At 41.8% G+C, this 20562-nt stretch carries 20 protein-coding genes; 5 read left to right on the top strand and 15 right to left on the bottom strand.

Going from position 1 to position 20562, the window contains the following annotated elements; genetic code table 11:
* Window positions 1-26: 26 nt before the first annotated feature.
* The 6 genes from lepB to rpoE form a co-directional block, all read right to left on the bottom strand.
* Window positions 27-908, bottom strand: coding sequence for a signal peptidase I (lepB, locus tag ACOI22_RS16520; RefSeq protein ID WP_420673237.1), 882 nt, complete (start codon window positions 906-908; stop codon window positions 27-29).
* Window positions 908-2704: a translation elongation factor 4 gene (gene lepA / locus ACOI22_RS16515; RefSeq protein WP_420673236.1), complete on the bottom strand. Its 1797-nt coding sequence runs from the start codon at window positions 2702-2704 to the stop codon at window positions 908-910. The genes lepB and lepA overlap by 1 nt, the downstream gene beginning before the upstream one ends.
* A gap of 188 nt (window positions 2705-2892) precedes the next feature.
* Window positions 2893-3381, bottom strand: a complete 489-nt coding sequence (locus ACOI22_RS16510; RefSeq protein WP_420673235.1) for a SoxR reducing system RseC family protein — start codon at window positions 3379-3381, stop codon at window positions 2893-2895.
* The gene (locus ACOI22_RS16505) at window positions 3378-4466 is read right to left on the bottom strand and encodes a MucB/RseB C-terminal domain-containing protein (protein ID WP_420673234.1); all 1089 of its coding nucleotides are present in this window, start codon (window positions 4464-4466) and stop codon (window positions 3378-3380) included. Before ACOI22_RS16505 ends, ACOI22_RS16510 begins: the two co-directional genes overlap by 4 nt.
* Window positions 4467-4499: 33 nt before the next feature.
* A complete protein-coding gene (locus ACOI22_RS16500; protein WP_420673233.1) occupies window positions 4500-5123 on the bottom strand; it encodes an RseA family anti-sigma factor in 624 nt (207 codons plus the stop codon).
* A 63-nt stretch (window positions 5124-5186) separates the two neighbouring features.
* Entirely contained in the window at window positions 5187-5765 is a 579-nt protein-coding gene (rpoE, locus tag ACOI22_RS16495) for an RNA polymerase sigma factor RpoE (protein WP_420673232.1), read from the bottom strand.
* 193 nt (window positions 5766-5958) lie between these two features.
* On the opposite strand from rpoE, the gene nadB reads away from it, so the two are divergent.
* Complete coding sequence (gene nadB, locus ACOI22_RS16490; RefSeq protein WP_420673231.1) at window positions 5959-7575, top strand: L-aspartate oxidase; 1617 nt, start codon at window positions 5959-5961, stop codon at window positions 7573-7575.
* Between the two features lie 15 nt (window positions 7576-7590).
* Here nadB and ACOI22_RS16485 read toward each other — a convergent pair whose 3' ends face one another.
* The 4 genes from ACOI22_RS16485 to ACOI22_RS16470 form a co-directional block, all read right to left on the bottom strand.
* Entirely contained in the window at window positions 7591-9237 is a 1647-nt protein-coding gene (locus ACOI22_RS16485) for an acyl-CoA dehydrogenase family protein (protein ID WP_420673230.1), read from the bottom strand.
* Between the two features lie 84 nt (window positions 9238-9321).
* Window positions 9322-10272, bottom strand: a complete 951-nt coding sequence (locus ACOI22_RS16480) for a MaoC/PaaZ C-terminal domain-containing protein (protein ID WP_420673229.1) — start codon at window positions 10270-10272, stop codon at window positions 9322-9324.
* Between the two features lie 86 nt (window positions 10273-10358).
* Complete coding sequence (locus ACOI22_RS16475; RefSeq protein WP_420673228.1) at window positions 10359-10622, bottom strand: hypothetical protein; 264 nt, start codon at window positions 10620-10622, stop codon at window positions 10359-10361.
* A gap of 181 nt (window positions 10623-10803) precedes the next feature.
* Window positions 10804-11064, bottom strand: a complete 261-nt coding sequence (locus tag ACOI22_RS16470; RefSeq protein ID WP_420673227.1) for a succinate dehydrogenase assembly factor 2 — start codon at window positions 11062-11064, stop codon at window positions 10804-10806.
* Window positions 11065-11252: 188 nt separating this feature from the next.
* Here ACOI22_RS16470 and ygfZ point away from each other — a divergent pair, with 188 nt between their 5' ends.
* Window positions 11253-12197 (top strand): tRNA-modifying protein YgfZ, encoded by a 945-nt coding sequence (gene ygfZ, locus ACOI22_RS16465; RefSeq protein ID WP_420673226.1) that lies wholly within the window; start codon window positions 11253-11255, stop codon window positions 12195-12197.
* Between the two features lie 58 nt (window positions 12198-12255).
* Complete coding sequence (locus ACOI22_RS16460) at window positions 12256-12741, top strand: FKBP-type peptidyl-prolyl cis-trans isomerase (RefSeq protein ID WP_420673225.1); 486 nt, start codon at window positions 12256-12258, stop codon at window positions 12739-12741.
* Between the two features lie 6 nt (window positions 12742-12747).
* Here the strand turns inward: ACOI22_RS16460 and ACOI22_RS16455 are convergent, their stop codons facing one another.
* Together ACOI22_RS16455 and nadE are read right to left on the bottom strand one after the other, a co-directional pair.
* Window positions 12748-13089, bottom strand: a complete 342-nt coding sequence (locus tag ACOI22_RS16455; protein WP_420673224.1) for a P-II family nitrogen regulator — start codon at window positions 13087-13089, stop codon at window positions 12748-12750.
* Window positions 13090-13092: 3 nt separating this feature from the next.
* The gene (gene nadE / locus ACOI22_RS16450; RefSeq protein ID WP_420673223.1) at window positions 13093-13926 is read right to left on the bottom strand and encodes an ammonia-dependent NAD(+) synthetase; all 834 of its coding nucleotides are present in this window, start codon (window positions 13924-13926) and stop codon (window positions 13093-13095) included.
* A gap of 172 nt (window positions 13927-14098) precedes the next feature.
* On the opposite strand from nadE, the gene ACOI22_RS16445 reads away from it, so the two are divergent.
* Window positions 14099-14677, top strand: coding sequence for a GspH/FimT family pseudopilin (locus tag ACOI22_RS16445; RefSeq protein ID WP_420673222.1), 579 nt, complete (start codon window positions 14099-14101; stop codon window positions 14675-14677).
* A gap of 73 nt (window positions 14678-14750) precedes the next feature.
* Entirely contained in the window at window positions 14751-15323 is a 573-nt protein-coding gene (locus tag ACOI22_RS16440) for a GspH/FimT family pseudopilin (RefSeq protein WP_420673221.1), read from the top strand.
* On the opposite strand, the gene ACOI22_RS16435 is transcribed toward ACOI22_RS16440, so the two are convergent.
* The 3 genes from ACOI22_RS16435 to ACOI22_RS16425 form a co-directional block, all read right to left on the bottom strand.
* Window positions 15320-15790 carry a type IV pilin protein gene (locus ACOI22_RS16435; RefSeq protein ID WP_420673220.1) on the bottom strand — a complete coding sequence of 157 codons (471 nt, stop codon included), beginning with the start codon at window positions 15788-15790 and terminating at the stop codon, window positions 15320-15322. The two genes, ACOI22_RS16440 and ACOI22_RS16435, sit on opposite strands and share 4 nt — an antisense overlap.
* A gap of 66 nt (window positions 15791-15856) precedes the next feature.
* Complete coding sequence (locus ACOI22_RS16430; protein ID WP_420673219.1) at window positions 15857-19951, bottom strand: PilC/PilY family type IV pilus protein; 4095 nt, start codon at window positions 19949-19951, stop codon at window positions 15857-15859.
* Between the two features lie 10 nt (window positions 19952-19961).
* Entirely contained in the window at window positions 19962-20543 is a 582-nt protein-coding gene (locus ACOI22_RS16425) for a PilX N-terminal domain-containing pilus assembly protein (protein WP_420673284.1), read from the bottom strand.
* Window positions 20544-20562: the final 19 nt, after the last annotated feature.

The raw sequence follows: 20562 nt of genomic DNA, 5'->3' as shown, positions 1-20562 counted from the left end.
TACTTTAAAGGAAATATATTCCCCTTTTACTGTATTGTGCCTATGCGGTCAAAGCGCACACCGCTTGGAATGAATGTAGGTAAAAAATCTGACTCTTCTCGTTCAAACTCAAAACTCATCCACACAAATACCGCTTTCCCCACAATGTTCTCTTCAGGTACATAACCCCATGCGCGGCTATCTAATGAATTGTCGCGGTTGTCACCAAACACCATATAATGACCTTCAGGTACAACATACTTTGCAGGGCGGCGACGATCAGCATTTGGGTTACGTAAAATTTGGTGCTCTACGTCATCTAAGTACTCAGTAAATAAGTTATACGCTGCGCCATGCACTTCTGGATTAGCTTTTCCTAAAGATTTTAATCCCATTGGACGAGGGGGATCACACGGCATCCCTTGAATACAAGGGCTTTGAATAAATATTTGTTTGTTTTGGTAAATAATTGTATCGCCAGGTAGGCCAACAACACGCTTAATGTAATCAACACGTGGGTCATCAGGGTATTTAAATACAATCACCTCACCGCGCTTAACATCACCGGTTTTAATAATTTCGTTTCTTGCTACTGGGTCTTTCAAGCTGTATGCAAATTTTTCTACCAGCAAAAAATCGCCCACTAAAAGCGTTGGAAACATAGAGCCTGATGGTATTTGAAATGGCTCATAAATAAATGAACGAAACACCATAACACCAAAGAAAATGGGGAACATTTGCTTACAGAAATCAACAAGCGCCGGCATTTCTTCAGCGGACTCATTAAATTGCGCGCTCGCCCCTTCATTTGTGGCTAAGCTTGCTTCACCCGCTTCCTTTTTAGGCGCTACAAATAAAGCATATATTAACCAAACAAGGCCTGTTATTGCGCTTACTGCTACCAATAAAATCGAAAAATAATTTGCCATTAACTATCTACCTTTAAAATGGCTAAGAAGGCATCTTGAGGCAGTTCAACATTACCTACTTGCTTCATACGCTTCTTACCTTCTTTTTGTTTTTGTAAGAGTTTCTTCTTACGGCTTACATCACCGCCATAACATTTTGCTATTACGTTTTTACGTAGTTGTTTAACGGTACTTCGTGCAATAACATGATTACCAATTGCCGCCTGTATTGCAATATCGAACATTTGGCGCGGAATCAGCTCTTTTAGCTTTTCAACTAAGTCGCGTCCACGATACGCTGCATTATCTTTATGCGTAATAATCGCTAGGGCATCAACACGCTCGGTGTTAATAAGAATATCAAGGCGCACCATGTCAGCCGATTCAAAGCGTGTAAAGTTGTAATCAAGTGAAGCAAAGCCTCGGCTTGTTGATTTAAGTCTATCAAAGAAATCAAGCACCACTTCTGCCATTGGCAAATCGTAAGTTACGGCGACTTGCTTACCATGGTAAACCATGCTGGTTTGCATGCCGCGCTTTTCAACACACAGTGTAATAACATTTCCTAAGTACTCTTGCGGAACCAAAATATTAGCGGTAACTATAGGCTCTCTAATTTCTTCTATGTCATTAATGGCGGGTAATTTTGATGGGCTATCCACCTTCATTACTTCACCCTTAGTTGTTTTCACTTCATACACCACGGTAGGTGCCGTAGTGATTAAATCTAGGTCATATTCGCGCTCTAAGCGTTCTTGAATAATTTCCATGTGAAGCATGCCTAAGAAGCCAATTCTGAAGCCAAAGCCCAGTGCGGTTGAGCTTTCTGGCTCATAAAATAGTGATGCGTCATTTAAACTTAATTTAGCCAAGGCATCACGAAAATCTTCATAGTCATCAGAACTGACTGGGAACAAACCGGCATATACCTGTGGCTTAATCTTTTTAAAACCTGGCAAGGCTTTTTCAACTGGGTTTCGGGCAGTGGTAATTGTGTCACCCACCGGCGCACCATGAATTTCTTTTATGCCCGCAATAATAAAGCCCACTTCGCCGGTATTAAGAATAGATTTTTCAGTTTGTTTAGGGGTAAACACACCTATTTTATCAGCTTGGTGGATCGTGCCCGTTGACATAATTTTAATTTTTTCTTTTGTGTTCAGCTGGCCATTTACAATTCGCACCAAGGATACAACGCCTTGGTAGTTGTCAAACCAAGAGTCAATAATTAGAGCTTCAAGGGGAGCCTCAGGGTCACCCATGGGGGGTGGAATCTGTTTTACGATAACTTCTAGCACATCAATAATGCCTACGCCGGTTTTTGCTGAACAGCGAACCGCGTCTACCGCATCAATCCCCACTATATCTTCAATTTCTTCCGCTACGCGATCTGGTTCTGCCTGTGGCAAGTCAATTTTATTCAAAATTGGCACAACTTCCATATCAAGATCTATTGCTGTGTAGCAATTCGCCAATGTTTGCGCCTCAACGCCTTGCCCTGCATCCACTACTAATAAAGCCCCTTCACAGGCTGCCAATGAACGTGATACTTCGTAAGTGAAGTCAACGTGTCCTGGCGTATCAATGAAATTTAATTGATATACTTCTTCGTCTTTTGCTTTGTATAACAAGGTAACGCTTTGGGCCTTGATGGTTATGCCACGCTCTCTTTCAATATCCATTGAGTCAAGGACTTGTTCAGCCATCTCACGGTTAGTCAAGCCGCCGCACTCTTGAATAAGGCGATCTGATAAAGTAGATTTACCGTGGTCGATATGAGCAATAATACTGAAATTGCGAATGTTCTTTAGTTGCATATAAAAAGACGTACCTAATAATATGGCAAAATGCCAAGGGATTGTGCTAAGGAAAATACGCGGATATTACCGCTTTGTGCGCCAAATTGCGACAAATCAAACATAATAACACAGCTTTGACCGCAAATAATTTAATAAAGTTGCCGCAAGGGCTGTGCCTATGATGTTACAAATTGTGTCATTTAAGCTTATAAATCGAGTTTATGAATGGGGATTTCGTGCTTCGCGGTTTTAACCGCTTGCTGGGTAGCGCCCAAAAATACAGGCGCAAACTTAGCCTGATGGCAGTCTGCTTTCGCATAGCGAGACGCCCACCAAAAACCGCCCAATGCAGCAAACATAGCCACTAACAATGCGAGCAGTTCGTGAATTTGCGGCGCGGCTACATGTAAAATAAAAAGCGCTAACATAGCAAGCATTAGGGGCATTATGTAAACCATGGCTGATGCCCGTAATAGCGCATTTTCGGTAATGCCAATTTTTACTTGTTGGCCCACTACCAAAGCACAAGGCACCGCAAGCTTAATATGCTCAGGTTTTGGGCTAAAGGCTTTTGCGACCGTACTTGTGGGGCACGAATCACTGGCTTTGCAACTAGAGCATGTTGTTTTTACTTGGGTTTCAATCCATGCATAATTATCTTCTACAGCCACTACAGTACCCATTTCTTCAATCATTTCGGATTACCTATAAGAACAATTGAATCCGCAATTTTGTTGGCGGTGCTAACGGGGATGTCGCCCACTACAGTAACTTGTACTTGGCCATTTGAAATAGAGACAAAAGAGGTCGCATTTGAGCTAATACTCAAATCATCTTGAATCACGTTATTGTCATTCATTACATACACCGACACATCAATTAAGCCGTCACTTAACATCATATATTCCGCGGGTTCGCCGGTAGTGGCCAAACGATGCAGCTTTGTCTTCACCGGCACCATTCCTTCGGGCAAGTAACTTACCGTCCAAGAAAAGTCAGTTTGCGTTTCCGCATTCGGCACCGATATAGGGGGCAGCTGATCTTTTTGTAAATTAGAAAAATAGAGTTTTACATCATCATTTACGTTTAACTCTGTTACTTGAATTTGTTTGAGTAATCGATTTTCAGTGCTGTACATGTTCAATTTAAGTAACAAACCAGTTTGCTCATCTAACCATAAATAGTAGCCGTAACGGGTTTTATCTTTACTTACTACGCGAATTTGCTGCGCCATACGCCCTGAAACCCTGTCACGCCCCATAAGCAAGGTTTCATAACTATCTAAAAGAATATTCGGAGAATTAAGGAAAGCTAATGGAATTGGGCCGTCTATATGAGCTGAACGCACGCTGTAAGGTGTGTAACCGGGCTCGAACATACTTAATTTGGTATTTACTCTAATGCGCTCAAACCCGGGCCCGTTCAATAAACTAAGCTGCTCAGCTTCATCACCGTTTTCTAAAATGGCATGACGCCACAAGTAAGGTAAGGTTTCTCTGCTGTCTTCTGATACCACGTAGCTAATTTCATAAGACTGTTCATTCACCGCTTTTGCAAGCCTGAGCATCCAAGCATATGCAGAGGTTTCATCAAAGCCTGCTAGTGGGTCAGGCAAGGCAAGCTCGGGTTCAGCAGAAGCCACACCTTGCCTTTGAGTTTCGTCATTGGCAGTTTGCTCAAGCACCAAATAACTCGCCTGCGCTTTGAAGCACCCTAAAAATAAAACAAGCGCTAAAGTTAGAATCCTTAGCGCTTGTGTATCACATTTTATATTTTGCATAATAAACGTTTATTTGCTCACCTTAGCTATACCTTACTGTTTAGGTGAATTTTTTTCATCTACTTCACTATCAGAAGATTCATCACTGTTTTGTGATGATGCACCCACCGCTATGTTTTTCAAACGAAGTTGGCGTTCATGATCTTGAATCAATGTGTTTATGCGGCGTCTTTGCTCTAATAGTTGAGTCATGCGATCTTGTTCAACATTATTAGTACGTTGCAAACTAACCGGTGCCATTCCACCTTGTGGGCCAATTAAAGCCGGTGCTGTATCAAATGGCGTGCTAACTTCTGGTTGATTATAAGTTTGATAACCGAAAATAACCATAGCAGTAACACATGCTACCATAGCCAACTGACCACTTTGACGCATAATTGGAAGAACCGCTGATACTACTGGCAATTCTCTCCAAGTAGACTTAGGCGCAATAATAGGCAACTCATCTTTCAATGCTTCGGCCACTTTATCGCTAATATCGAATTGCAAGTCTTGCGACATATCATTTCGTAGTAAATCACGAGTCAAATGGTAACTGCGCCACTTCGCTTTTAGTACCGGATCATCAATGATGCTCTTCGCTAGCTCTTTACCTGCAGAACCATGAAGCTCTTCACCATCTACCATGGCCGATACATTTTCATACTCTTGTGTCATACACCTAGAATCCTGATCATAACGTGATCTTCGTATTTAAAAATAGTGAAACTTGCATTTCAATTAGTTTTCTATCAAAGGTACTATGACCTTGTCAATCGCTTCCCTTGCTCTAAATATTCGAGAACGCACGGTTCCCACTGGGCATTCCATTACCGCAGCTATTTCTTCGTAACTTAAACCTTCTATTTCACGCAGGGTTATGGCCGCACGTAAATCTTCGGGTAAATTTTCAATTGTGGCAAACAACTTCGCTTGCAACTCATCTGACAGAAGCGTTCTTTCAGGAGAAGCATTTTCTCGTAAAGCATCGCTACCATCATAAAAATCTGCCTCTTGGGCGTCTACATCACTCGCGGGTGGTTTTCGACCCTGCGAGGTTAAATAATTCTTCGCGCTGTTCACGGCTATTCTATACAGCCAAGTATAAAACGCACTTTCTCCCCTAAAATTCGGCAACGCTCTGTAAGCTTTTATAAACGCCTCTTGCGTAACATCAGCTACGTCACCTGAATTTTTCACATAGCGCGACACTATGTTCATCACTTTATTTTGATGTCTTACTACTAACAGGTTAAACGCGTTTTTATTTCCGCTTTGTACCTGTTTAACTAGTTCTTGATCGGTTATCTGCTCGCTCATTAATGCCATTTCTCCTATCAGCTACTACCGTCATGGCTGCGGGCAAGTTGCTATTATTGACTGGTGTTTTTCAAATAAGTTCGATTTTATTGCTTTTTTATAAGAAAAAAAGTCCAAACCTAGTATTTTTATGTACAAAGTTTAAAATATACTACACATTGTCTCACATTCTCCCAGAGTATTTTCAAATATAATGACTCAAGCAATTGAACACACATGCGATTTATTAGTTGTTGGCAGCGGTGCCGCCGGACTTAGCCTAGCTCTTAACGTTGCCGACAGCTGCAACGTTATTGTGTTAAGCAAAAGCGATATGGACGAAGGTAGCACTCGATACGCACAAGGCGGCATAGCCGCCGTGTTTGATAGCAGCGATTCAATAGAAAGTCACATTCAAGATACCCTCACCGCGGGTGCTGGGCTGTGTGATGAAAAGGTAGTTAGATACACTGCCGAAAATGCTAAAACAAGTATGGAATGGTTAATTGGTAAAGGGGTACCGTTTGACCAAGAAGTTGACCCACAAGGCAACAAAAAATTTCATTTAACACGCGAAGGTGGCCATTCTCATAGGCGTATATTACACGCCGCTGATGCCACTGGCGAAGCCGTTCAAACCACGTTGTCAGACAGCGTAAAACAACACCCCAATATTCACCTGTTTGAACGCTATAACGCCATTGACCTAATTAAGACGCACAAAGCTGATTCAAGTTGTGTAGGGGCTTATGTATGGAATCGTAAAAAAGAGCGCGTAGAAGTCATAAAGGCGCGCTTTATTGCACTTGCCACCGGCGGCGGAAGCAAGGTTTACCAATATACCTCTAACCCTGATGTTTCAAGTGGCGACGGTATAGCAATGGCATGGCGTGCTGGCTGTGAAATTGCAAACATGGAATTTAATCAGTTTCATCCTACTTGTTTGTATCACCCTGACGCTGGTAATTTTCTGATAAGCGAAGCGCTTCGTGGTGAAGGTGCAATACTCTGCCATAAAGATGGCACAGCGTTTATGAAAAAGTTTGATGAAAGAGCTGATTTAGCCCCCCGTGACATTGTGGCTCGCGCCATTGATTATGAGATGAAACGCCTAGGTGAAGATTGCATGTACTTGGATATTAGCCATAAACCGGCTGATTTTATTGTTAAACACTTCCCTAATATTTACCGAAAGTGCCGCTCACTAGGCATAGATATTACTCAGCAGCCTATTCCCGTTGTACCTGCTGCCCATTATAGCTGTGGTGGTGTAAAAACTGACCTAGATGCACGTACTAACTTAGAAAATGTGTATGCCATTGGAGAAGTTGCTTGCACAGGTTTACACGGCGCAAATAGAATGGCCAGCAATTCGCTATTAGAATGCGTAGTATTTGCTCATGCCTGCGCAAAACATATTATGCAAGCAAAAGAACGCCCGCATACCAAAGAAGCCATACGCCCTTGGGATGAGAGCCGCGTAATAGATTCAGATGAAGCGGTTATTATTCAACATAACTGGCATGAGCTGCGTTTGTTTATGTGGGATTACGTAGGTATTGTGCGCACTGATAAACGCTTAGAGCGAGCCATGCGACGCATTAACCTGCTGAAACAGGAAATAGACGAATACTATTCATTCTTTAAAGTCAGTAACAATATGCTTGAGCTTCGAAACCTGGTGTGCGTAGCGCAATTAATTGTACTGTGCGCAATGAAGCGAAAAGAAAGCCGTGGCCTGCACTACAATTTAGATTACCCCGATTTGCTTGAGCATTCTACGGCCACAGTTATACAAAAAGAAACCAATAGCCCCACAGAACTTTATTGATTTAAGCGATTTAACTTACAAGCTTAACGCAGCGCTCGCAATAATTTCATCAAAAGGGGCATTGGCACTTAATGTGCCAAAAACCAGCCCTTGGTTTTTGGCAAGACGTGCATCACAAAAAGCACTTCCTATGTGCGCTGGCCACACATTTAACAGCAAAGACGCTTGCAAGGCTAAAGCTGTATTCTCGACTATCAAACGGCTTTGCATTTCCACTGTTGATTGCGCTTCATACATTTTACGCAAACGGCTAAGGTGCTCATCAAAATACAAATTTTTACCCGCTGCCAACTGCAATTCGTCAAACAGAGTCACTAGCACACTGGGTTCTTTTTGAATGGTTCTTAGCACATCCAAACACTGCACATTACCGCTTCCCTCCCATATAGAATTTAAGGGAGCTTGCCTATATAAGCGCGGTAAAGGGTTTTCTTCAACATAGCCTAGGCCACCTAAGCATTCTTGCGCTTCATTGGCAAATGCGGGCGCTCGCTTACATATCCAATATTTACCCACTGCGGTTGCTAACCTAGCAAACCGAGCTTCATTTTCATTACTGCCTGACTCATCTATTGCTTTGGCAAGGCGCATAGTAAGCGCCAGGCTTGCAAGTTGCTCAAGGGCTAAATCGGCCATTACATTTTTCATAAGTGCTTGGTCTATTAACTTTTTACCGAACGCTTCACGATTCGTCACATGGTGATATGCTTGCACCCAAGCTTGCCGCATTAGGGCGCTTGAGCCAATCATGCAATCTAAACGCGTTAATGACACCATATCAATAATAACGTTTATGCCGCGCCCTTCTTGCCCTAATAAGTGCGCCTTGGCATTTAAAAACTCAACCTCAGAAGATGCATTACTCCAATCACCTAGTTTGTCTTTTAGGCGCTGAATACGCACATTATTGAGTTCACCGTTTTCTAATACCCTAGGCAATAAAAAACAACTCAAGCCTCCCGCGGTTTGCGCCAAAATAATATGCGCATCGCACATAGGCGCTGAAAAGAAAAACTTGTGCCCCACTATTGAATACGAGCCTTCGTCATTGTGAGTTGCAAAAGTGGTGTTCTTTCGAACATCTGAACCCCCTTGCTTTTCTGTCATTCCCATACCAAACGTGAGGCCGGCTTTATGCTTTGCAGGCGCTTGCGTGCTGTCATATTGCCCTTCAACTAAAGGTTTTATCCAAGCCTGTATTTCCTCAGAACCATGTTGAAGTGCCGCTACGGCAGCGTGAGTCATAGTAAGTGGGCACGAGGTACCGCCATCGGCCTGAAAATGCATATACAACAATGCCGCTCTAGCCACATGAGCACCGTCTTTTTCTTTATTTAGCCAAGAAAAACTATGCACTTGAGCATGCATAGCTGATTCCATCAACACATGATAACTAGGGTGAAAATCAACATGATCAATTCTTCTGCCGTATCGGTCAAATGGCTTGAAAATTGGTTTGTGCTCATTAGCTAGCTCACCGTGGCCCATTAAGTGATGACCACACACCTCTCCATAATCACTAAGTGCCAACTCAGCCCATGCTCCACCATTTTCAGCTACCGCTCTTTTTAAGCAAGGGTCTTGTGTCCATAAATTATAAGGCAAAATTTCTGCGGGCTGATTTTCAACAATATGGGTAGAGAACAATGAAGCGTGAGTCATACAGCAAACCAAGTTAACAAATAATTAACAACACTACGCGCTATTAAAACAATCGTCAACTTTGCTCAGAATTCGAGCTGCATACTATATGGTGTGAATACTTCCACTTAAATGTTGCTTTTGTTCACCCTTGTGAATAGACACTAAACTAAAATTCACGCCTTGCCCCGCTTCACTATTTTGCTTAACGTTGAACACGTTTAATTGGGTGTTGGCCGGCAAAAATATCGCGTGAACAAAGCTGCATCTTAATACGAAAGGCTTACTAAGAATGTTAGTGCTCGTTTCAATGCTAGATAGCGTGTATGACGCTGCGCGCGCTTTGGAATACATACCGTGGGCAATGGCTTTATTAAAACCAAAAAATTTGGCTGTACTCGCAAATAAGTGGATAGGATTGTAGTCACCCGATATCTTCGCGTATTTACGTCCAATGTTGCTGTCAAATTTAAGCGTTTTTTTACCCACTGCTGTTTTAGTCTGGTTTTCGTTTATATCATTGCTTATCCAAGCCGGGAGCTGGGGCTCACATGCCGCTAAATGCTCTGTATCAGCCCCATGCTTTGCTCTGGCTAAATAGTAACTTGTAGCAACCACCGCAGGCGTATTTGACGCATTGCTCGTATCAAAAGCGTGGGTAATAACTTCAAACAACCAGCCTCTTTTATGAAAGTAAACTTTTCCAAAATAGCACAACAAGCGAAGCGTACTGGCTTGTTCTGGTAATTGATTAACTTCAATTTCGTTGGCAATGTGAACCACACCAATGGGTTTAAATGGAAAGGGCTGCTCAACCATTAGGCTTAGCTGTAATGGCATTGATAAGGTTTGAATATAATTAGGGTGAATCAATGACGCTATTTTTGGCTGCCATTCGCACAAACGATTATACTTTTGGCAGTGCTCGGCAGAGACTGTTACGGTTTTTGTTATATTTGTACTAGGTAAAATGGGTACTGAGGTTTGAGCGTTGTGTTCGCTTTTTTGCGTTGCTTTCGGTTTGTAAAAAACTGCATTTGCATATAATTTCAACATAATTTAATCACCATTATCTTCCTTGTGAAGCGCCTTTTAAAGTAGGTGTTAAAGCGCTAGTTGCCGCCGTATTTTGTTGGCGCATGTTACTGCCATTTGAGCATTCTACAAAGCCGCCTATAAATAAGCTCACTGCAAAGCAATTTATAAATGAAAAAAGTGTGAGTAATGGCCTTTGATTTGTTTGGCAAAAGTACTTCCACGCTAATCCAACAACCAATAGCACATAGCCAGTGCTTATTCACTTTAAGCGCTTGTACCTGCGCCCCCTCATTCTCTATTAAGGTAAATTCGTTGCTGGCTTCATTTAGCTGAATACGTAAAGCTTGAGCTCCATTTGCTTCAAGCATCCAAGGCCTATAAAGCTGGCACCCAACTAAATACACTACAGCGCACAATAAAAACGCAAAAAGGGCGAAATGAAATGCGCTATGGTATGCAATAAATAAGCTGAATATTAAGTTGTATTGTAAAGCAACGAAGTGCCGCTGATACCTTTGCGACGGCACTAAATCAATGCAGTTGCAGTGCTCAGTCAACGTAAAGTTTTACGCGTTTCAGCACAATATCTATCATTTTAGCTAGTTCAGGATCGGTGCATACTTGATGCCCCATGAACCATGCGAATAAGTCAGGGTCGTCACATGTTAGCAAGCGCTCAAATGTTTCTTGTTGTTCGCTGCTTAGTTGGTCAAAGCCCTGTTCAACAAATGGCAAAAATAGCACATCAAGTTCTAGCATTCCCCTGCGGCATGCCCATTTTAATCTTGCCGTTCTTTTTGCGTCAAACATACCTACTCCTATTCACTACTGTTTGGCATGCAAGCAATCCTAAAATAGGATGCTTACATGGTAATTATTGCGTGAGTTTATCACTATCTATAGCTAGACAACACTGATCTTAAATAACAAGTGTTTTGTGTTGTAAATATTGTATTTACCCCCATTATGACTTAAACGTTCACTTTGGGAGAATTTCCTTGTCAAATCATCCATTAATTGTTTCACCCTTAAGCCAACTCACTATTGTTGAAGTAGGGAACGAACAGCGCTACGAATACCTTCATGGGCAGCTCACAGTAGCAACCCAAAACTTCGATGCGAAAACCGCTAGAATCGCGGCTCATTGTGACTTCAAAGGCAAAATGTTTGCTGCGCTTACCTTATCTGAATACGATGACAAATTTCTATTATCTATGCACCACGAATCAGCTCAAGAAAGCTTGCTTCAGTTAAAAAAATACGGTGTATTCTCTAAGGTGGATATTGAACAAAATAAAACCTTAAACTGTGTGGGTGTGGCAGGGGAACACGGCATTACCTTATTAAATGAAATGTTTAATGACTTGCCACAAGAGCATTTGCATCTGAGTACAAATGAGTATGGTCAAGCAATTTGTTTCAACGACAGCTCATTGCGATACTTGTGTTATTTAAATGAACAAGGGCTTGCTCTACTAAATCAGAAAATGGCGGGTACAGACTACAGCGAAACCAGTGCTTGGGAGAAGCTTGAAATTGAAGCAGGCTTGGGCAATATACAACAAGCTACATTGGGTGAATTTGTTCCTCAAATGTTAAACTTTCAAGCCATTAACGCCATTGACTTTGATAAAGGTTGCTACATGGGGCAAGAGGTAGTTGCACGCACCAAATTTTTAGGCAAGAACAAACGGGCTTGCTTTATATTAGAAGCCGATTGCGAGACATTACCAGAGCAAGCCACTGTTGGTAAGCTGCTTGAAATTCAACTTGATGAAAATTGGCGAAGAGGTGGTGTGATTAATCGTGCATGTTTCGATAACGGCCGATTATACATACTGGCCGTTATGGCAAATGACACAGAAGTAGGCTCTGTGGTACGCTTAAAGGATACAGAGGTGCACCTTAAAGTATGTGAACTGCCTTATACGCTAAGCGAATAAGGATTCTTTCACTAAGTACCTAATATTTAATAAAATACTTAATCACATAAGGAAAATTATGCAAATTGCTGACAACCACGTGGTCACAATACATTACTCAGTTAAAACTACCGATGGCGATATTATCGACTCTTCTGAAAACGCCGAGCCTTTAGCTTTTATTCAAGGTTCTAACTTTATGATTGTGGGAGTGGAAGAAGCCCTATACGGACGCGAAGCTGGCGATAAATTTGAATTAGAAGTACCGCCTGAAAAAGCCTATGGCGATCGTCAAGAACAGTTGATTCAAGAAGTTCCGGTAAGTATGTTTGAAGGCATGGACGTTGATGTAGGTATGAGCTTTAGAGCCACTACCGATCAAGGTGAGCAATCAGTAATGATTGTTGATAAAGACGATGAGCACGTAACCGTAGATGGCAACCACCCTCTTTCAGGTATGACCTTAGTATTTGATGTTACGGTTAAAGAAGTGCGTGACGCAACAGCCGATGAATTGTCACACGGACATGTTCATGGTGCAGGTGGCTGCGGCCACGCTCACTAAACGTTACTAGCTGAGGGCGTCCTCGCCCTCTTCTGCTGTGCGTATTCTTATTGCACGCTCAACGTTATACACAAATATTTTTCCGTCACCAATTTTTCCTGTTTTTGCCATTTCAGTGATGGTTTCAATTGCGCGATCAACAATATCATCGGTCACTACAATTTCAATTTTGATTTTAGGTAGGAAGTCGACTTGATATTCGGCGCCGCGATACAGCTCTTGATGCCCTTTTTGGCGACCAAATCCTTTTACTTCCGTCATAGTTAAACCAGATACACCTATGCTAGATAAGCCTTCGCGCACGTCATCTAGTTTAAATGGTTTAATTATCGCCTCTATTTTTTTCATAAATTACTCGTTGTCATATATGGTTGGAATAGGAACACGCTTATGTTGAGTTACAGTATAAATCTTTATGAGTTTAGTATCGACTTCATCGTTAGTACTTTTGCCTTCAAGGAAGTCATCTATTTGATCATAAGTAAGCCCTAACGAGGCTTCATCGCTTAACTGCGGATTTAAAGATTCTAAATCGGCGGTGGGCGCTTTTGTAATAAGATGCTCAGGCGTACCTAAGAATGCAGCAACTTGCCTCACTTGGCGCTTACTTAAACCAAATAAAGGCGCTAAATCGCAAGCACCATCACCATATTTTGTGTAAAAACCCGTTATATTTTCGGCGGAGTGATCGGTTCCTAAAACAAGGCCCTTCGTTAGCCCTGCAATATCAAATTGGATGGCCATGCGAGTGCGCGCTTTTGTATTACCTTTAACAAAGTCATCTTGATGCGCATCAGCACCATAGGCATTTGCCGATTTCAGTGCACTCACAGCTTCGCTATGAATGGCATCAGCCCCTGATTTTACATTAGCCGTTACCGCTAGGCTCGGTTGAATAAAATCAATGCTTGCCTGAGCATCTGCTTCATCAGCTTGTTCACCATACGGTAAACGCACCGCAATAAATTGATAACCAGAGCTTTCCTCGTTAAGTTCATTTACCGCTAATTGTGCCAAACGCCCAAGGGTACATGAATCAATACCACCTGATATACCTAACACTAAAGTTTTTAAATTAGCACCTAACAACTGACTTTTTATGAACGCAACTCGGCGCTGCACTTCGTACGAGGGGTCAATCGTGGCTAGAACTCGCATTTCATTTATTATCGATTGTTTACTCATGGTGCCTCCATTGCAAAACATTTTAGGGGAAATTAACGAAATTACAAAAGCTTATATAAGAAATTGCAGTTTGAAATACAAGTATAACTAAGACTAACAAACACGCAATAGTTATACCCATTGCTTTATTAAATTCTTATATAGTGTACTCGTATTAAATAGGAGTAGTGAAGTGTTATTTGCTGTGAACATAAGTTCTTATCACAAAAAGCGTCAACAAGGCCTAACACTTGTTGAGGTCTTGATTGCCTTAGCAATAATGGCCATTTTATTTGGCGTGCTTGCGCCAAATATCCACACCATATTAAGTAAAAATAGAATTACAGCAGCCATAAATGCAATGAGTTCTGTTGTTCAATATGGGCGATTCTCAGCCATCGACCAAAATGGCGTTGCTGTTGTGTGCCCATCTCACAACTTTTCTACCTGCAGTGATAACTGGAATTTGCCAAAAATTGTTTTCATTGATGCAAATACTAACAATCAGCGTGACAACAATGAGCCTCTTTTAATGACCGCAGAAGCGAGTTCAAGCCAAGAAAGTTTTACCGGCCCTGATGTTCCTATTACGTTTGATGAATCGGGCGCTACTAATATGTCGGTGAGTATTGTTCTTTGTTCGGTTGACAATCCTATTGAACTGGCCAGAGCGGTTAATATTAATCAGCAAGGTCGAACGCGTATCAGCACCGATAGTAATGCTGATGATATTCACGAAGATATTGATGGCAATAATTTAGTTTGTTCTTAAAACTAGTTTAAAGAACAGTATTTAAAAAATATGGCTTCACTAAACTTAGCTCTTTTACAGCTGAGTTTAGTTTATGTTAAGGCATTTTTTATCACAACGGCATTATACAAATACGCGCGGATTCACTTTGCTAGAGTTGCTCGTTGTTATTGCAATTATGAGTATTGCACTTGGCATAGTGGCGCCTAGTCTTCAATTTACAATCGCCAAATCGAGAGTTATTGCCCAGCGCAACGAATTAAATAACATTATTCGCTACGCTCGCTTAAGCGCAATAGATGAGCACGCTACGGTTACAATATGCCCCACCACCAACATGCAAACGTGTGCAAATAATTGGAATCAATCTTTGATTATATTTATGGATGAAAATCACAATGCGATATTAGATCACGATGAAACATTGCTGCGAGCCATTAATAGTGAAGCTACTTATAACTCGGTGACTGGGCCTAATGCGTATATTCGATTTTATGCAAGCGGCGCAAACAGCACGCCAGCAAGCCTTGTTATTTGTTCATTACAAGATTACCCCGAATTAAATCGAGGTTTGTTCATTTCTCTTCAAGGCAGAACTCGATTAAGCCGTGATACAAATCTTGATGGTTTGCATGAAAGAAGCAACGGTGACACATTAAGCTGCTAGCACGACCAACAATATTCATCACTCGACACACTGCCATCTTTGTTTTTATCCCAAGCTTTACGCCCATCACTGTAGTAAAAAAGATTTCCCGTATTGGCAACTATAGAACCGGTAAGCGGCGTGGCTTTAATTATGTATGACTGCCCATCGTTAGCGACAGTACTTATACTAAGATTATACTTTTTGTTAGCAGCGGGCTCAGACGCAGGCGAATACGCTGTAAATATTGCGGGCGAACCTGTATCGCTACCACCACTGGCGGCACCTTTATAACTGTAGTTTGAGGCACTATGTCGCTCCATTGCACTAGCAAATGACATCAAATCTGCTTGAACCGTACTGCGAGCACCGCTAGCTAGCATATTTTTATAACTCGGATAAGCAACGGCTGCAATAATTCCGATGATAGCCACTGTTACCATCAGTTCAATCAATGTAAAACCCGTAGCTTTATTGTTACCTTTCATTATATTCCCTTAAGCATACTATGCTTTTTAAAATCGTATAAAGCCAAATAAGCATTGCCTTGCAAGTTATTGGCGCTCTACTTCAGTGGTCCATACATCTTGCTGGACACGTTGGAATCGACCATAAATATTTTGCGCTAAGCACTCAAACTGTGTACCACAGGCAATTTCGTTACCATCCGAATCAAATTTAGTTACCGCAGATACACACTCCGCGCCTAAACAAACTACTGGCTCAGTAATATCTTCTATCAGTATCTTTGTTTCAGGCGCTATACCGGTTTGCGACAATTGCGCATAGCGATCATCTTCAGTTTCTTCACCATCTTCATTTAAATCACTCACTGCATTCGCATTGAACAAATCAACTAAGTAAGCTCGACTATTGCCGGTAGGCGGCGCACACAAACTCGTACTTGTTGAAGCAGGAAGGTAGGTCGTAAAGAAAATTTTATAGTCTAAAATTAACGGGGAAGAGAGTACTTTCTCTCCACCCTCGGTTAATCGCATCATCCAACCGTCTTTATCAGCAAAGGTTTGCTGCGCAAGCTCTCGCTCAGTAGCGTCACTTGACGTTAGTAAATGCGATGTTGCATCGTACAAATCAGCTCCGGTAATTGGCAAAGAGGGGCGTTCAAAGTAACCATTGGTGTCGGTTGAAAAGACCCCGGTATCTTTGATCATGTAAAATTCGTCTTCTATTTCGGTGTTCAATGGCCCAGCCCTAAAACCTGAACCTATTGCTACTGCATAGTATTGCTCGTCACCTAGAATAATTTCTGAAACGTCTGGGCCATAATAGAAGCGTCGATTAGTTGGTGCAGTATTGCCAGCGAAATCTGCAAGTATGCCGCCTTTCACTAAGTTGCTAGTACTTTCGCCATTGTAAATATCAAATCTAAACAACTGGCCACCCATATCTGATACATACAAATGATCAGCAAGCTGATCGTTATTGCGATCAATCACCGATACGCGCGCAGGTATGCTGTACTTCATTTCAGGTACCGTTAGATTGCCTTCTTCTTTGCTTGCAGACCACAACAAACTGCCATCTTCTGCATCCACTATAAACACACTGTTACCTACCGAATCTTCCGTTCTCACAGTATTGGTATCTTGTGCTTCATCGTAGCCGCCGCCGAAAATCATGACATTTTTTTCGTTCTGGCCTATTTGAATTTTAGTAATAATGGGTTTTGACCACGTTTGCCCTAAATTAGCAAAGTCACCTTCACCACCATTAATTGTGAATACTAATTTAGGCGCTAACTTACTCGTTACATCAAAAACATAGTAATTATTTCCGCCACGGCGCATACCTAAATATAAATAGGTCTTACCATTAAAGTCGCGTAAAACCATGTCACCGTCAAGGCCATACTCATGATTATAAGTGCTACCATCTTTATAAAACTCATACAAATTACCTAGTAGCTCTTTGGGGATAATCGCAAAGTTTTCCGAGCCATCTTCAGCATCTATCGAGTGTAAAAACCCGTGGTTAGTTGCTACAAAAATAGCGCTATCGGTGTCAGAATAGTTGACTATTAACGGTTGTGAGTGAATAGGATCGCCCATTTGTAAACGCACATCGGTACTGGAGCCATCAGCATCATCATCTTTCACATCTACGCCACGTGCCCATTTTAGCACTTGCTCTCTTACAATTGCCGGGCTTGGTAATGCATTCACCTCCATATCTGAGGTAGTAATGGTGTTGTTCGACTCATGTACTTCGTTAGTGGTTTTGAAAATTTGCCCTGGCGTATCGTCAAAAAAGTAAACGTTTCTCACCAAATCTAAACGACTTACCGCACCACCTTCTCGCACATCGTTACCGTCAGTAATGGGTGACCAATAACTGTGACTGTTTTCTGAGAAAAATCCTGATGATGAATCAACCGCGTTGATACCGTTCTTATCCAAAATAGTGTTGCCGCTTATTTTGTATTTTTTCAAGTTCCCTGGCCAAAGCGTGCCCTCGGCAGGTTTAAATAAAGCAAAATAAAGTTCATCACGGTGAGACAAACGGTTAAGCTGATTTACTGCCACACCAGGGGATACAAAGGTAGAATTCACATCTTTGACTTGACGTAAAATAGTTTCAAACGCGCTTAATAAATCAGTGCTATTGCTTGCTTGGTAAAATCCTCCCCCACTTTGCAGTGCAATTTGGTTAAGGAAATTATTTGCTGTGGCATTTGCCGCAAAACCAATTGTGTGTGTAATAACTCGGGCGTCAATCACAGAATCACCAGAGTCACTTATATTTTTAACTAGGTCTAAACCACATTGTTCACCACCACTGCCTGTGCATGAACTACCTAGCATCGCCTGAATTTTGGATACACTATGGTTATTGTTCGCTACACCATCAGATAATATAACGATGTGGTTATTCGTTTGACATTGAAGGTCTTGAACAGGCGAAATATAGGTAGCGCCCGCAGGGATGTATTCGCTTTGACAATCACTATCGTTTAAGTTTTCACTGCTACAGCCATTAGGAAGCACGGAATCCTGCCCTAAATAACTGGAACGATGACTGACTCTCGTTGCGCGGCGAACAGAGCTACTAGTGTCATTCTCGCCACGTTTCAAACCATAATCTACGGGCTTACCACCATAATATAAAGAAGCCTCGTAAAGTGTATCAACAATGGGGGTTAGACCATTTGCACTTAATTCATCAACCTTACCGATTAAGTGTTGACGTACGGTTGATGTTGAGCCGGGTGTGGCATTGCCTTCAAACTCTATAACTAAACGTGTGCTGCCTGATGGTTGCCCATTAAATGTGTATGCACCGCGATGCGCATAGTTGAAGTCTGACATAACAATAATCATTTCATTGTTACGCTGCCAGCCGCTTCTATTAACAATTTCTTGCACCACAGAGGTGATAGATGGGCTTTGATATACGCCATTTCGATACCATGGCTCTATATTTGTCCACGACACACTGGCTGAGGTTTTAGGCGCATTGCGCAGCATGTAACGATAATATGGGCTAAAATCATTTGGATCGTTTTGATCGACTCCGCGAATAGTCATTTGCGCACCAGATGACGTACTGTTTTGATAAGCGGTAAATTCTAAATAGGCATTTAGAACAGTCGCACCTTGCGGCATATTAATGTTTTTAAAACGCACGCCAATATAGTCATTACTGCCTTCATAAAAGCTCAACTCTGATTGGGTGCTTTGATACCCATTGCTTTTTTCTTCTGCGTTTTCATCTTGTTGGTCAACTTGATAGACAAATCTATCTCGAACGCAGCCTGTTGCGGTTGAATCATCATAGGTCACTACTAACTGAGGGGCTCTGCTATTACCATCCTCATGCGAAAAAGTTTTTCTATCACTGCCCAAGGTGCCGTTTTGTGATTGTATTATAAACGCTAAATCATTGCCGCCGCACCAATCGTCTGTATCTACAATTTCCTGTACTACAGAAGATAAATCAGGTGTGAGTATACTTTCGCCGAAGTTAGGCCAATTATTATCAGCATCCCAGTTAATTTGATTAGTGGTTAAATTTCTGTCTGACAATTCATTGTTTATGGACGTAAATTCTTCAGCGCTTCCAGCGGCTTCACCACTGATAAGAAAACTCGTACTAGCCGTGTTTAAACCTCCTGATGTGAAGCGAATGTAAGCACCGGTGATGGCTGCCCCGCGCGGAATATTTACATCTTGAAAACGAAAACCTGAATATACCGTATTGTTATCAGATGAAAGAACAATTTGGTTGTTTGACAGCGTAACAGAGCTGTCGATTTCATGGGCATCATCATTGCCGTCAGTTACGGGAATAATGAGCTCTGGCGAAACGGCTGAATCAATATCGCGAACAGGAAAGAGTATTGGACCACCATGGTCAGAAAAACGCATTAAGCCTGCATTTATATTTGTAGCGTTAGCAAGGGCATTTCGTAAAGCATCTTGCACGCGCTGCATTCTTGAATCAGATGTGCCATCTTTGCTACTCATACTACCTGATGTATCCATAATAAATAGCACATTAGGGTTATATGAAACTGACGAATTACTCGTACCTAGGTAAATATCTAAGTCATCGCCAAAAGCGCTAAAGCTAATTAAGAATCCTAACACACAAGCTGATAGCGATACGCTTAATTTTTGAATGTTTAACATAGTCGCTACCTCACTGATTCGTTGCTGGGGCAAAAACAGCGGCGGTAAGTGTATTAGCAACCACATACTTACTGCCAGCAGTTTGCCCGCACCCGCGAACTATAAATACATGGCAGTTAATATTACTGCCGCCTATAACATTACTTGACCCTCGACACGCTTGCTCTTGCACAAAAGCGGTACGAGACCAACTGTTAACCTCAGGGTTTTCGCTAAATTTGACCGCCCCGTTTTGTTGTTGCCCAAACACGGCGCCATTTTTTGTCATCGTCCTATCGATTCTGTTGTTATCAAAACAGCTTAACTTTTCAATATCTAAATCTATTGCGGGATTTTGGCGAGCTTCTGACAAGGGATCGGTTAAGGCAGGATCAGTTAAAACAGATTCGTCTTCTGATTCGAAAACCACGCCAGCAATAGCAGCTTCAGCAGCATCAAAGCTAATTGATTTTCGCTCAATTGAGCTGGCCATTTTACCTTGTAAAATACTGCTTGATACAGACGATACGCCTAGTACCGTAATTGATAAAAGCACTAATAATGCAAAAACTAACACTAATCCTTGCTGCGAAGATTTTGATGAATAGCCCATGTAAGTCGGCTGTATTTTA

This window comes from Glaciecola sp. 2405UD65-10, assembly GCF_048820975.1.
In the GTDB taxonomy this organism is placed as follows: domain Bacteria; phylum Pseudomonadota; class Gammaproteobacteria; order Enterobacterales; family Alteromonadaceae; genus Glaciecola.
This window is presented reverse-complemented; position numbering and strand designations above follow the sequence as displayed.

What these genes read in the sequence shown, in the direction of transcription:
- lepB (WP_420673237.1), bottom strand. Translation starts at nt 908, where the DNA reads ATGGCAAATTATTTTTCGATTTTATTGGTAGCAGTAAGCGCAATAACA.
- lepA (WP_420673236.1), bottom strand. Translation starts at nt 2,704, where the DNA reads ATGCAACTAAAGAACATTCGCAATTTCAGTATTATTGCTCATATCGAC.
- ACOI22_RS16510 (WP_420673235.1), bottom strand. Translation starts at nt 3,381, where the DNA reads ATGATTGAAGAAATGGGTACTGTAGTGGCTGTAGAAGATAATTATGCA.
- ACOI22_RS16505 (WP_420673234.1), bottom strand. Translation starts at nt 4,466, where the DNA reads ATGCAAAATATAAAATGTGATACACAAGCGCTAAGGATTCTAACTTTA.
- ACOI22_RS16500 (WP_420673233.1), bottom strand. Translation starts at nt 5,123, where the DNA reads ATGACACAAGAGTATGAAAATGTATCGGCCATGGTAGATGGTGAAGAG.
- rpoE (WP_420673232.1), bottom strand. Translation starts at nt 5,765, where the DNA reads ATGAGCGAGCAGATAACCGATCAAGAACTAGTTAAACAGGTACAAAGC.
- nadB (WP_420673231.1), top strand. Translation starts at nt 5,959, where the DNA reads ATGACTCAAGCAATTGAACACACATGCGATTTATTAGTTGTTGGCAGC.
- ACOI22_RS16485 (WP_420673230.1), bottom strand. Translation starts at nt 9,237, where the DNA reads ATGACTCACGCTTCATTGTTCTCTACCCATATTGTTGAAAATCAGCCC.
- ACOI22_RS16480 (WP_420673229.1), bottom strand. Translation starts at nt 10,272, where the DNA reads ATGTTGAAATTATATGCAAATGCAGTTTTTTACAAACCGAAAGCAACG.
- ACOI22_RS16475 (WP_420673228.1), bottom strand. Translation starts at nt 10,622, where the DNA reads ATGCTTGAAGCAAATGGAGCTCAAGCTTTACGTATTCAGCTAAATGAA.
- ACOI22_RS16470 (WP_420673227.1), bottom strand. Translation starts at nt 11,064, where the DNA reads ATGTTTGACGCAAAAAGAACGGCAAGATTAAAATGGGCATGCCGCAGG.
- ACOI22_RS16460 (WP_420673225.1), top strand. Translation starts at nt 12,256, where the DNA reads ATGCAAATTGCTGACAACCACGTGGTCACAATACATTACTCAGTTAAA.
- ACOI22_RS16455 (WP_420673224.1), bottom strand. Translation starts at nt 13,089, where the DNA reads ATGAAAAAAATAGAGGCGATAATTAAACCATTTAAACTAGATGACGTG.
- nadE (WP_420673223.1), bottom strand. Translation starts at nt 13,926, where the DNA reads ATGAGTAAACAATCGATAATAAATGAAATGCGAGTTCTAGCCACGATT.
- ACOI22_RS16440 (WP_420673221.1), top strand. Translation starts at nt 14,751, where the DNA reads ATGTTAAGGCATTTTTTATCACAACGGCATTATACAAATACGCGCGGA.
- ACOI22_RS16435 (WP_420673220.1), bottom strand. Translation starts at nt 15,790, where the DNA reads ATGAAAGGTAACAATAAAGCTACGGGTTTTACATTGATTGAACTGATG.
- ACOI22_RS16430 (WP_420673219.1), bottom strand. Translation starts at nt 19,951, where the DNA reads ATGTTAAACATTCAAAAATTAAGCGTATCGCTATCAGCTTGTGTGTTA.
- ACOI22_RS16425 (WP_420673284.1), bottom strand. Translation starts at nt 20,543, where the DNA reads ATGGGCTATTCATCAAAATCTTCGCAGCAAGGATTAGTGTTAGTTTTT.